Here is a 12,518-nt window from a genome sequence, read left to right as displayed (position 1 = left end):
GCGAGGGCGCGGATGAACGGGAGCAGGCTGGCGAGCGGGTCGAGGGTGGCCATCATCGGAGGCGGGATCGCCGGAGCGGGGCTGGCCGCCTCGCTGCTCTTCAACGGCAGGGCCCGGGGTTGCACGCTGGACGTCCGCGTGTACGAGAGCAGCGAGCCGGGCACCATCGCCCCTCCCGCCGTGCTGACGCCCGAGTGCCGCTCGCGGCTGGCCGCGCTCGGCTGCCGGGTGCCTCCCGAGTGGCGGGCGCACGAGCTGCGCGGCGTGGAGATCCTCTCCCACGGTCAGCGCGAGGTGCTGCCGTGTGCCCCGGGTGGCCTGTGGGTGGTGGATGGGTGGCCGCAGGGCCATGGCGGACTGGCGCTGGTGCGCGAGGTGCTCGCCGGCGCGGCCACGGCCCAGGGCGCCCGCTTCGTGCAGCGGCACGTGGAGCGCGTGGAGAACCAGCCCTCGGCGCCGGACGCTCCCGCCGCGGTGCGCAAGAGCGGCCCGCTCGTGGTGCGCGCCCAGGGCAGTGGCGATCGCTTCCACGCGGTGGTGCTGGCCACGGGGGCCGGTCCGTCCCTGGGCGATGCCTTCTTCCCGGGCTTCCAGCCCGCTCCCACCGTGGCGGCGGTGCAGGCCCGGTTGCGCCACGCCTCTCCGCGCCTCTCCGTGACGCCGCTGGCCCGGCTGTGGCTCTCTCCCCTGCCCACCGTGGACGGGCTGCTGCTGCTGCCCGGTGCGCACTCGGTGTACGCGCTCGCCTTCGGGCCGGCGGTGACGCCCGCGGACCTGTGCCAGGTGTTGATGATGGCCGCCCGTGACGGGCTGGTCGAGGAAGGCTTCGAGCTCGCCGCGCTGGAGACGACGCGGCTGCCGTACGGGCCGGGACGCACGATCGTCGCCCCCGGTCAGCTCGCGGTGGGCGCGGCCGCCTTCGGCCACCCGCTGCAGCTGGGACTGTCCGAGACACTGGCCTCGTGCAGCCGCGCGGCGGTGTCCCTGCTGGACGCGGGCCTGGAGGCTCCGGCCCTGGAGCGCCGGTATGTGCGCGAGGGCCTCGGCGAGCTGCTCGAGGACTCGGCGGCCGGGGCTCGCGCCGTCACCTGGCTGCGCCGGGCCGGACGGCGGGCGCCCCAGGCCTTCCTGACGGCGCGCAACCGTGGCTCGTCCGGTGGCATGGGCGCCGGGGGCATCCTGGGGCTCGCCTCCCCCACCCCGCAGGCCCTGCTGAGCACCGCCCGGTGGGCCGGCATCCGCGAGACGATGGCCTCCTGGGTGCGCACGACGGTGGAGCCCCTGCCGGCGACGATCCCCGCCCTGGAGCCGGACCTCTACTACATCGTGGACGATGATCCGGATCAGCGCGAGGCGATGACGCAGCTGCTCGAGTCCACGGGCGCGCGTGTGGTGGCCTTCGCGGACGAGCTGGCCCTGTTCTGCGCGGTGGCGCGCCGGCCTCCCACGGCGATCCTCCTGGACGTGGTGCTGCACTGGGTGGACGGACTGCGGCTGTGCGAGGGCCTCAAGCAGCACCCGCTCACGCGCGACACCCGCGTGGTGGTGATGAGCGGGTTGAACCGGCCGCACGTGCGCCAGCGCGCGCTCGACGCGGGCGCCGAGGCCTTCCTGCCCAAGCCCGTGGATCCCGAGCGGCTGCTGCGCCAGCTCATGGGCCAGCTCCCCGACGGCACGTCCGTGGCCTCGCACCGGCCCGAGCCGGAGGGCAGCGTGGCCGACGAGTCGGGACGCTACGCCTCCTGACGCGGGAGCCGGGCCTCACAGACCATAGTAGGACATGAGGATCCGCTCGAAGACGCGCGAGGGCAGGAACGCCTTGGTGGACGCGAGCAGGCGCTGCGAGACGTGGCCCACCGTGTAGCGCACCGCCAGCGGCTCGCGCTCCATCAGCTCCAGCACCCTCCGGGCCACGAGCTCGACGGGTGCCCCGGCCCGCTCCTCCTTCTCGATGATCCGGAGCGCGGCCTCGAAGAGGCTCCAGTACACCGAGCCCGAATCACAACCCCGGACCCGCACGCGGTTGTCGGTGATGGGCGTGCACACGTCGCCGGGCTGCAACAGGGTGACCCGGACACCGAACGGAGCCACCTCCTGGCGCAGGCTCTCCGTCAGCCCTTCCAACGCGAACTTGCTGGCGCTGTACAGGCCCTGGAACGGCAGGCCCACGACTCCACCCAGCGAGCTCACGTTGACGATGAGGCCCGAGCCCCGCGCCCGCATGGACGGCAGCACCGCCTTGCACACGCGCAGCACACCGAAGAAGTTGGTGTCGAGCTGGCGCCGCGCTTCTTCCAGCGAGGTGTCCTCGACCGGGCCCGCCAGGGCGTAACCCGCGTTGTTCACGACGGCATCGACGCGGCCCTGTTCCTGGAGCACGGCGTCCACCGCCTTCTGGACCGAGTCGTCCTCGGTGACATCCATCGCCAGCATCCGGTGGTGCGTCGGCGCGGGTGGCGGCTTGCGGCTCGTGCCATAGACAATGTGGCCCCGCTCGCTCAACAGCTCCGCGCAGGCCCGGCCGATGCCCGACGACGCTCCGGTGACGAGGACGACCTTTCCTTCGGCTTCACTCATGTTCCCCCTCCCTTCAAGAGTGACTCATACGGGGGCTCCACGAAGCTCGCCCCCGGCTCCTTGCGAAACCACGTGAGCTGCCGCTTGGCGTAGCGGCGCGTCTCCTGGGCCGCCTGCTGGATGGCTTCCTCCACCGAGAGCGTCCCGTCCACCACCGCCTTCGCCTGCACGTAGCCCACGCTGCGCATCGGCGCGGCCTCGGCCCAACCCCGGGCGATCAGCTCCCGCACCTCGTTCACCAGCCCGCGCTGGAACATGGCGGCCGTGCGCGCGTCGATCACCCGGTACAGCTCCTCGCGCGGCGGCGAGAGCACGTACATCCGGAAGGGATACCGATCCTCGGTGAAGGCGTGCTCCCGGCGGAACTCGGAGGCCGGCTTCCCCGTCTGCTTGTGGATCTCCAGCGCCCGGATGGTGCGCACCAGATCCTGGGGCGGCAGCTTCGCGGCGGTCTCCGGATCCACCTCGGCCAGCTTGCGGTGCACGGCCTCCCGGCCCTCGGCCGCCGCGAGCGCCTCCAGCTCGGCGCGCAGCTCGGGATCCGCTCCCGGGGCCTCCACCAGCCCGTGCAGCAGGATGCGCAGGTACATCCCCGTCCCGCCCACCACGAAGACGGGCCTGCCCCGGGACGTGATGTCCGCGATGGCCTCGTCGGCGCGACGCTGGTACTCGGCGGCGGAGAAGGCCTCGAGCGGCTCCACCACGGAGATGAGGTGGTGCGGCACGGTGGCCAGCTCCTCCGCCGAGGGCTTCGCCGTACCGATGTCGAAGTGCCGGTACACCTGCTGCGAGTCCGCGCTGACGATCTCGCCTCCATGCCGGCGGGCGAGCTCGATGGCGATCGCTGTCTTTCCCGACGCGGTGGGTCCGGCGATGACGGTGAGGAAGGGCTTCATCGGCGCTCCACCCCCGCTCGTATCACGTCCACGCCCAATCTCGGGGGCCCCTCCACGCCGAGCCCCCGGCCACTGGACACGTGCCCCCAGGGACGTGCCGTCCCTCGAAGTCGCGTGAGAAACTCCCTACCTCGGACATCCAGGGACTCGGACCACCGCTCTGGTAGCGTCCGCCACCGCTCTGGAGGTGGGCAGGATGCAAATGACGAACGATGGAGCATGTGAGAGCTCATGGCAGGACCTGTCTCGCGGTACGGAAGTGGCGGGCTTCATCCTCGAGGGGAAGCTTGCCTCTGGCAGCTTCGGCACCGTCTATCGCGCCAGGCGGCTCGGCCGTCCCTTCGCCATCAAGCTGATCCCCATGGATCCGCGAGGAGACCGGGAGGTGGACACCCTGCGCCGGGTGTGGCGTCACCCGAACGTGGTGGGCTTCCACGGGTATGGCTTCTGGCCGGACGAGGAGCCTCGCTTCCTGGTCCTGGCCCTGGAGCTCATCGAGGGCGACCCGCTGGATGTGTGGGCCCAGGGGAAGAACCCGTCCGCGGTCGAGCTGGTGGTCCAGGTGCTGCTGCCGCTCGCGCGCACCCTGGGGGACGTGCATGAGGCCGGAGTGGTGCACCGGGACCTCAAGGAAGCCAACATCCTCATGCGCGAGACGGATGGGCAGCCGGTGCTGGTGGACTTCGGCGCGGCCGGGTACGAGGGCGCGCCGCGCCTGACGATGCGGCTACCACCAGGGACGGCGGAGTACCGCAGCCCCGACGTGGTGCGCTTCGCGCGGGCGTGGGAGGGAGAGCACTACACGGCCGGGCCGGGAGACGATCTGTGGGCCCTGGGCGTCACGCTCTACGTCCTGCTGACGCGCCAGCTCCCTTTCGGGGACCGGACCCGTCCGGATCTGATGCTCGCCATCCTCCAGGAGAACCCGGTCCCCCCGCACGAGCGCAACCCGCGTGTCCCCCCGGCGCTGAGCGAGCTGTGCCTGCGCATGTTGGAGAAGGACGCCGAGGCCAGGTACGTGGACGCCAAGGCACTCGAGCGCGCGCTGGTGGAGGCGCTGGCCCTGGCGGATGTCTCCTGGAGCGTGCCGCTCTTTCCCGGTGGCGGACGCCCCGGCAAACGAGCCGCGGCGGCACCCGCGCGCCAGGACTCCAGGTGGAGATGGGCCTCGGGGCTTGTCCTCACCGCGGCCCTGGTGACGGCCAGCGTGCTCTCCACGCACACCGTCCAACTTCCCACGTCCCCTGCCCCTCCCCCTCCGCAACAGGCCATTCCTCGCCAGGAAATGGCGCCCCCAGAGGTGACGGGAGAAGTTGTGCACGGCGCGGAACCGCAGAAGTCATCCACCCCCGCGCCCGTCGCCAACGCGACGACCAGCGAGGAACCCGACATGAACAACAAGAGCTCCCTGGCCGCGACCATCATGATCTGCGTGGGCACCGCCTGCGCGGGTGGCCCGCAGCTCCGTCCACCTCCCCCGGCCCCGTGCCCGCCCGGATCGGACGAGACATTCGAACGATTCGATATCCGCACGGGGGAGTGGCACGGCGCGCTGTTCGCCCCCTTCCAAGGACCCGTCACCGTCATGTCCGCGAAACCGGGCCCCATCACCGCGAGAAACATCGGACCCTGGGGAGGACTGCCAGACAAAACGATGTTCTCCGGAGAGCTCTTCATCGGGAAGGAGCGGGTCTATGGCCGATTCACCGAAGCCCGGCTGCCCAGCGGAGAGGTCGTGCCGATCTGCCTGGAGATGTACGAGAACGCCGACCTGGGCGTACTGCCAGTGGCCGGCGGCACGGCCAGGAATCCCAACATCGTCACCAGCGTCAGCGTGGTGGTGGTGCCTAGCTTCAAGTAGACCAGGAGACCGCTCTCCGTGCTCCCTTCCCCCATGTCCATCCTGCTCATGGCGCTGCTTCAAAGCGCCCCCGTCGTGCAACCGGCTCCTACCGCGCCCATCTGCCAGAACGTGCAGCGCATCGAACTGTCACTGACACCTGGCACGTATGAGATCTGCGTCAGCCCGGGCCTACTGACGGGTTTCGTCTTCGACGCACCCGTCGTGGTGGATCTGCAAGACGAAGTGCGCTTCATGGAGGTGACGCGTAGCCGCACCAGCATCAGCATCATCCCCCCGGTGGATATGACGCCAGGAGAGCGGCTCCGGCTGACGGCACTCTTCGGGGACGGGAGCGTCCAGGGCAGAGTCACCTTCATCCTGGTGGGCCACTCGGGACGAGCAGCACACCAGGTGGAGGTGTACCGGGACAAGCGTTCCCGCGAGTCATTCCTGCATGAGGTGGAGCAGGAACGCGCCAGGAACCAACAACTGCGCAACGAGCTCGAGCGGCTCCAACATCGATTCGAGCAGTTGGGTATCGAGTGCGGAGACCCAGGTGGAATGCGGAGGCTCATCGCCAGCAGGGCCATGACCAACAATGGCATCAGTGCCCAGGAGTTCATCAAGGAACTGAGCGGGTACACCGAGAGCGGGCTCTCCGTGGTCAGAGGTGTGAGCTATCGCTCCAACTACCGGGTGGCGGTAGAGGTGTGGCTGGGGAATTCCAGTCCGGAACCCTGGATGGCGGCTGACGCGGCGCTGGTGGATGCCTCGGGGATGAAGTTGAAGGGCATACGGCTCTGGCAGGAGAGTGCCATCCCTGCGACGGAGTCGCGTCTGGTGGTGGTGGAGGCGGACGTCGGTCGTAAGGTGCCTCTCGGAGATATCACCGTGGTGCTCCGGGAGAATGGACCGCGGTCGATCAGCATCCCGAAGGTGGCGGTTCCCCAATGAAGGAACGCTCGAGTCCTGACAGCGGTGCCTGGACTCTCGTCAGACCTCCTCGTCGGGCAGGAGCGTGCGCAGCAACTCGTCGTCGGGATCAAGCGGGCGCCAGCCGGGCGGCGGCGGCGTGGCCATGAGCACATCGCCGACCTGCTCGACGCGCTCCTGATGGGTCTCTGGGGTGAAGGAACTCCAGAAGGCAAGTGCCTGCGCGACCTCGAACCGGTTGGCATCGTCCATGACGGCCGGCCAACCGTTGGGGAGGCTCTCGGAGAGTTCACGCACGAGCTGTCCGCGCACCAGACGTGTGACTTGATGGCTCCGCTCCGCCTCGGCCACCAACCCGCTGAACAACTGCACGGCGCTGATGTCGTCCTCTCCAAGCTCCTCGGCCAGCGACACCAGCGAGGCGGTGGGTCGCGCCTCAGCAAAGGCCATGAGTGAGTCATAACCGCGCTCGCGGACCCGCTCATACAGGCGGACCTTCCAGTTGCCCCGCCTGGAATGGCCTTCGTTCATCGCCCTCTTCCGGGGCTGAAGTTCATCGGGAGGTTATAGCGCTTCATGGTTTTTGCGACGAGCCTCAGGATCTCGCTCGGCGTCAACATCCGGCCAGCCCTCGTCTCGGCTCTGAACAAGATGCGCATGACAGCCTGGTTCCATTCGTCAGACCATGTACGACCCAGGCGCCAGTCGCCACCACCATGGATCGCCTCGTGGTGTGCCTGCTCCAGCTTGACGCAGAACTGGTCAATGTCCATCTCGCCGGTGAAGCCGCGCTTCTCGAACCACTCGCGGAACTCTCGCGGCAGGACGTGGTGCTCTGGAGGCTCGACCATGCCGGCCCCCGCTCTGCCCGTCACCCGCATGCCCCGCACCTCGGGCCCGTCGCCGAGCGCCTCGCGCACGCCCCGCGGCAACTCGTCGTGAGACTGCGCCATCATCACCTGGCCGGAATGAATCCGAACAGCGGCACTCACGACAGGAAGGGAGATGACGCCCGCCCGCACCAGTCGGCGCATCATCTCCACCCACTCGGCGGAGACCACCACCCGCGAGCCCATCATCACGCCATCGCCACCCACCACGAGGCCCACGCCGAGCGCAGTGGGCACGGTCGGCGGCATCCGTGGCAACGACATCTTCAGCGTCGACACCATGGTGACCATCTCGACGAGCTGCGCCAACAGCATCGCCTGTTCGCCGCGCTTCATCGCCACCCGCACGGTCTCACAAGTGGAATTGAACTCGCCGGAGAAATGGCCCATCAGCGCGGGGACGTCTTCCGCTGCTGCCTCCACCTGTCCTGGCTCCAGGGAAGACAGCGCCGTCATGGCGGGCTCGAGTAGCTTTCGCAAGCGGTCCAGGTGCACGAACAGCATCTCCACACGGTTGAAACCCTGCTTGAGCACGATGTCGACGAGATTGAGGAAGTCGAGCCATCCGGCGAGCAGAATGGAGCCCATCATGGCGGCCTCGAGCCGTGGGCCGGCGAGGCGCAGCAGGGCAAGCTGCATGTCCGGGTCGTCCACCTCCGAAGCGGCGTTGGCCAGCGTGTTGACGGCGGAGAGTTCGGCGTCAATCCACCGCAGTTGACGTTCGCCATAATCCACGTAGCGGACGAAGACGCCGGCGGCCCTGCCAGCAATGCCCAGGTTGCTGACCTTGAGTCTGGAGAATTGGCCGGAAATACGGCGGGTGGTGCCAGACACGTCACCAACGGCACCGAGAAACGCCAGGTGAGCCGCGAGGGCGCTCTGCCGAGCAACCCCCGATTCACCGTCGGGGTCTGCTGCCGTCGCGGCCTCATGGGAGACCCGGCGTCGGTGTAGCCGCTCCGGTGTCTCGGGCTCAGGCGGAGTAACAGGTGGAGAAGCGAAGATACGCGGAGACTCAACGACGGAACCTTCGGTCAACGCAGGCTCCGCGGATTCACGCGGCGTGTAGCGTAGGTTCATCGCCCGGCCAGGGGGTGGCGTCAGTGACGCGCAGCCGGCGGACAACAGGGCCATGAAGAGCAGCCCTGTCAGCAGCTTGGAAGTCATCAGCGCCTCCGATGGGTGATGCCCACTCTAGCGAGCGCTCCTGACAAATCCGGACAGCCCAGGCGCGTCCCCTCCGTCTTCAAGGAGACGCCCGAGTCACTCACAGATGTGGACTACCAGTTCTGAGGGCTACTTCCGGCGCGGAGGCGGGCTCCCACCGGAGCCCGCCCTCTCCCCTCTCAGGAGGAAACGAGCCGGGTGCGCAGGGTCTCGGCCAGCTCGGCGAGCCGCACGGGCGCGGGCTCTCCCCCGGCCATGGGCTTGAGCTGGGCCATGCCGCTCTGGCGCTCGGCCTCGCCGATCACCAGCGCGAAGATGGCGCCCAGCTTGTCGGCGAGCTTCATCTGGCTCTTGAGGCTGCCGCCGCGCGTGTCGAACTCCACGCGCAGGCCCTCGCGGCGCAGCCGGCTGGCCAGCGTGAAGGCCACGTCCGCCGACCCCTCGTCCGCCACGGCGATGAAGAGATCCGTCGGCCGGCCGAAGTGCTGACCGCTCTCCTTGAGCAGCAGGCAGAGCCGGTCCAACCCGAGGCCGAAACCCACCGCGGGCACGTCCGGCCCCCCGAGGCTCTTCACCAGCTTGTCGTAGCGGCCACCCCCGCCCACGGTGCTGGCGGTACCCAGCACCGGGTGCGCGGCGATGAACTCGAAGGTGGTGCGCGTGTAGTAGTCCAGGCCGCGCATGATGCGCGGGTTGACCACGTACTTGATCTCCACCGCGTCCAGCTTGCGCTTCACCTCGTCGAAGTGCGCGCGGCACGGCTCGCACAGCGACTGGAGGATGTCGGGCGCGGCGCTGGCGATCTGCTGGCAGCGCTCGTTCTTGCAGTCGAGCACCCGGAGCGGGTTGCGCTCCAGCCGCTTCTGGCAGTCGTCGCACAGCTCGCTGGCGTGCCCGCGCAGGTGCTCCACGAGCTTCGCCTGGTACACGGGCCGGCACGTGTCATCGCCCAGCGAGTTGATGTTGAGCGACACGTCCGAGAGCCCCAGCTGCCGCAGGAGCTGCACCACCATGTCCATCATCTCGACGTCCTGGACGGGATGCTTCGAGCCGTACGCCTCGGCGCCGATCTGATGGAACTGCCGGTAGCGGCCCGTCTTCATCCGCTCGTAGCGGAACATGGGGCCCATGTAGAACCAGCGCGTGAGCGGCTCCTGGCTCACCACCGAGTGCTCGATGTACGCGCGCGCGGCGGGAGCGGTACCCTCGGGACGCAGGGACAGGCTGCGGTTGCCCTTGTCATTGAAGGTGTACATCTCCTTGCCGACGATGTCCGTCTCCTCGCCCACGCTGCGCACGAAGAGCGCGGTGTCCTCGACGATGGGCGTGCGCACCTCGCCGTAGCCGAAGCGCGAGAAGATGTCCCGGGTGGTGCGCTCCACGTGCTGCCATACCTCCACGTCGCCGGGGAGGATGTCATTCATGCCCTTGACGCCACTGATCTTCTGACTCACGGAATCTCTCCAATGCGCCGGCCCATGCGCACCACGGCCTCGGGCTGGAAGGACTCGTCCCACTTCACGCGGCCCGGCTCGAAGACGAGGATGACGGTGGAGCCCATCTCGAAGCGGCCCAGCTCCCCACCCTTCTCCACGGGGATGGCGGTGTCGTAGCGATGCACCTTGCCCGGCTTGCCGTCGTGGGTGAGGATCTCATCGTAGGCGGCCTTGATGCGCGACACGCACGTGGCGCCCACCTTCACCACGGCGCACTTGCCGGCCACGGTGTCCAGGTAGGTGACGAGCCGCTCGTTGACGCAGAAGAGCGCCTGCTTGTTCTTCACCGAGGCCGGGTTGACGGGCCAGAACTCGCCGGGGATGTAGGCATACCCGGTGATCTTCCCGCCCAGCGGGGCGTGGATGCGGTGGTAGTCGCGCGGGGACAGGTAGATGGTGGTCCAGGCGCCGCCGTGGAAGGGCTCCGCGGCCTTCTCGTCGCCGAGCAGCTCGCCCACCGTGTAGTGGATGCCCTTGGCCTGCATCACGCGGCCGTGCTCGGCGTAGCCCACCTGGGACACCGCGCCGTCCACCGGGGACACCACCACCTTCTCCCCCGGGTCGACCGGGCGGGAGCCGACCTTGAGCCCCCGGGTGAAGAACTGGGCGAACGTGGGGTAGTGCTCCAGGGCGTGCTCCGCCTCGGCCACGTCGACGTTGTAGGCCTTGGCGAAGGTCTTGATGGCCGCCCGGTGCAAGGGCGCCGGCACGGGCAGGCGCGTGGCCATCCCCACCGCGGTGGACAGCGCGGACTTGGGGAGGATCTGCATCAACTTCATGAAGGTCTGTTCGTTCATGAGACCGGTACCGGGTAATGGGATGTCTGAAGTGGAATGGAGATGCGCGAGCGCGCTTCAACGACCAGGGGGAGGCGTACCGCCGTCCACGGGAATGACCTGGATCGCGCTCTTGGAGACCAGGGCGAGCACCTTGCCCTCTTCGATGATCAGCACCTGCCCCTGGAGCGCGCCATACTGCTGGCGACACGCCGCGCGGTCCTGCAATTCCCAGCGATCGCGCAAACCGCGTCCCTTCACGTCGATCTGCTCCCCCTTCTGGAAGCAGCCGGAGAAGCCGCTCGCCAGCTGGGTCACCGGGGTGCCGATCCCTGGCCCGCCGCCCGTGCCGGCATCGGGGGGCTCGGCCTGGGCCTCGGGAGCCTCCTCGGTGGGAGCGGAAGGAGCCGGTTCCGGGGCGGAGCCGAATCCGGAGGGCATCGCCTCTGGCGTGCGCGCGTCGGCGAGGGCGTCGTTCCGGGCCTTCTCCCGCGCCTGCGCCTGCTGCTTGCCGGTCTGGATGCGGGCACGCAGGTCATTGGCGGCCTGTGCGTCGAGGCTGTCCGGAGGCACCTGGGAGAGCAGCGCCTCCACCTGGTCCATCTGGGGATCCAGGAAGGCCTCGTCGCCCCTGGCGCCGTACAGCTTGCCGAAGAGCGTATGCGCCTGGGTGTACGCCTCGGAGGGCTGGGCGGGTTTGCGGCAGGCCACGGGGGCCGCCATCACCAGGAGCGCCGTCAGGAGGCCGGTGAGCATCCGGCCAGAAACAGGGGTGTAGGTCCGCACGGGGCCGGTTTTCTACGACATTTCCAGGCCGCCGCGCCCCTTTTTCGCGCGGGGGGCTCGAATCCTCAGTCAAGGAAGCGACGCCACCATCGGAGGGTCTCCTCGTGGGAGGCGTCGTCGAAGTCGTAGTAGCTGGGACACTCGTACAGCCAGGGCTCCAGGACACGCGCGAGCTCACGGTACGCGGGGAGGTCCTGGCCCCGGGTCAGGTCTCCGGCCTCCGGCCACTGCCCCAGCGTCACCACCGCCTTCTCCCCTTCCAACGCCTGGACGGTGGTTCCGGGCGAATGCAGCTGGGCACGCAGGCCCGCCGCACCGCCCATTTCCCCGAGCACCGGCTGGCCCAGGAAGTTGAGCCAGTGCACTCCGTCGACCCGGGAGCCGAGTTTCCGGATGCCATGGGACACATCCATCCCCGGGTAGCGGAAGGATTCCTCGTGAATCCCCTTCATGGAGCCACAAAAGGTGTTGGGTGAATAGAAGGCCAGGCCTGCATGACCAGAGGAGAATGGGAGCAGCGAGGCCAGCGCCATGGCCAACTCGCGCATTTTCCCAGGGCCGTGCTCCTCGAGGTACTCCGTGGGCCAGGAGAAGCTCACCAGGCTGACCTCATCCTCGACACGAGCCCGCGAACGCCAAGGCAGGCGAGACAAGTAGAAGAAGCCATAGCCGCTGACGTCCTTGTCGCCGCCCGACAACTCGACCATACGCTCGAACTGCCTCTTCACATACGGATAGACATCCTCGTTACTGAGATCATCGAGAAAGCGTTCCCCGACAGGTGGAGAGAGTGTCGAGCGGATCCGTGCCCAGGCGCCCTCGTGCAGCGAGTTGGGCTCGTATCCAAGATTGTATTCGGAGAAGACTTCTGCCCCGGTGCCGACAGCACGAAGGTACACCTCGAGCGCGCGACTCACCGGGTTCGCGAGATCATGGTGGTCGAACGGCAGATGCAGGACGAGGCGAAACACTTCCCTCATCCAGAGGCGGTCTCCGTCTGGCTGGGAGGAGTAGAGACGAACTCGGGGAGGGTGTCGGGTCATCGGCTGATACGAGTGAACACACCGCACCTCCCCGAGCACGTCGCGTGGGCCAGGAACCGAGACCCAGGGGACTACAGGGAGTTGCCAGCGCGGCCGTCAAGCCGTTGGACG

At 68.5% G+C, this 12,518-nt stretch carries 11 protein-coding genes; 3 read left to right on the top strand and 8 right to left on the bottom strand.

The window, feature by feature from the left end:
- Positions 1–12: 12 nt before the first annotated feature.
- Complete coding sequence (locus NR810_RS07590) at positions 13–1,746, top strand: response regulator (RefSeq protein WP_257449532.1); 1,734 nt, start codon at positions 13–15, stop codon at positions 1,744–1,746.
- Positions 1,747–1,761: 15 nt separating this feature from the next.
- Here NR810_RS07590 and NR810_RS07585 read toward each other — a convergent pair whose 3' ends face one another.
- Positions 1,762–2,577: an SDR family oxidoreductase gene (locus NR810_RS07585; RefSeq protein WP_257449531.1), complete on the bottom strand. Its 816-nt coding sequence runs from the start codon at positions 2,575–2,577 to the stop codon at positions 1,762–1,764.
- Positions 2,574–3,473: a tRNA (adenosine(37)-N6)-dimethylallyltransferase MiaA gene (miaA, locus tag NR810_RS07580; RefSeq protein ID WP_257449529.1), complete on the bottom strand. Its 900-nt coding sequence runs from the start codon at positions 3,471–3,473 to the stop codon at positions 2,574–2,576. Before miaA ends, NR810_RS07585 begins: the two co-directional genes overlap by 4 nt.
- A 196-nt stretch (positions 3,474–3,669) precedes the next feature.
- Between miaA and NR810_RS07575 the strand changes: the two genes are divergently transcribed.
- On the top strand, positions 3,670–5,334 hold the full coding sequence (locus NR810_RS07575; protein WP_257449527.1) for a serine/threonine protein kinase: 1,665 nt from the start codon (positions 3,670–3,672) through the stop codon (positions 5,332–5,334).
- Between the two features lie 18 nt (positions 5,335–5,352).
- Positions 5,353–6,270, top strand: coding sequence for a DUF2381 family protein (locus NR810_RS07570; RefSeq protein ID WP_257449524.1), 918 nt, complete (start codon positions 5,353–5,355; stop codon positions 6,268–6,270).
- 39 nt (positions 6,271–6,309) lie between these two features.
- Here NR810_RS07570 and NR810_RS07565 read toward each other — a convergent pair whose 3' ends face one another.
- From NR810_RS07565 to NR810_RS07540, 6 genes are all read right to left on the bottom strand, one after another.
- Positions 6,310–6,780 carry an NUDIX hydrolase gene (locus NR810_RS07565; protein ID WP_257449522.1) on the bottom strand — a complete coding sequence of 157 codons (471 nt, stop codon included), beginning with the start codon at positions 6,778–6,780 and terminating at the stop codon, positions 6,310–6,312.
- A complete protein-coding gene (locus NR810_RS07560; protein WP_257449520.1) occupies positions 6,777–8,306 on the bottom strand; it encodes a DUF2380 domain-containing protein in 1,530 nt (509 codons plus the stop codon). Before NR810_RS07560 ends, NR810_RS07565 begins: the two co-directional genes overlap by 4 nt.
- A gap of 179 nt (positions 8,307–8,485) precedes the next feature.
- Entirely contained in the window at positions 8,486–9,730 is a 1,245-nt protein-coding gene (hisS, locus tag NR810_RS07555) for a histidine--tRNA ligase (protein ID WP_257450679.1), read from the bottom strand.
- A 26-nt stretch (positions 9,731–9,756) separates the two neighbouring features.
- Positions 9,757–10,599 (bottom strand): archaetidylserine decarboxylase, encoded by an 843-nt coding sequence (asd, locus tag NR810_RS07550; RefSeq protein ID WP_257449518.1) that lies wholly within the window; start codon positions 10,597–10,599, stop codon positions 9,757–9,759.
- A 57-nt stretch (positions 10,600–10,656) separates the two neighbouring features.
- Entirely contained in the window at positions 10,657–11,364 is a 708-nt protein-coding gene (locus tag NR810_RS07545) for a hypothetical protein (RefSeq protein ID WP_257449516.1), read from the bottom strand.
- A 65-nt stretch (positions 11,365–11,429) separates the two neighbouring features.
- On the bottom strand, positions 11,430–12,344 hold the full coding sequence (locus NR810_RS07540; protein WP_257449514.1) for a DUF3396 domain-containing protein: 915 nt from the start codon (positions 12,342–12,344) through the stop codon (positions 11,430–11,432).
- Positions 12,345–12,518: the final 174 nt, after the last annotated feature.

This window comes from Archangium lipolyticum, from assembly GCF_024623785.1.
GTDB lineage: Bacteria > Myxococcota > Myxococcia > Myxococcales > Myxococcaceae > Archangium > Archangium lipolyticum.
This window is presented reverse-complemented; position numbering and strand designations above follow the sequence as displayed.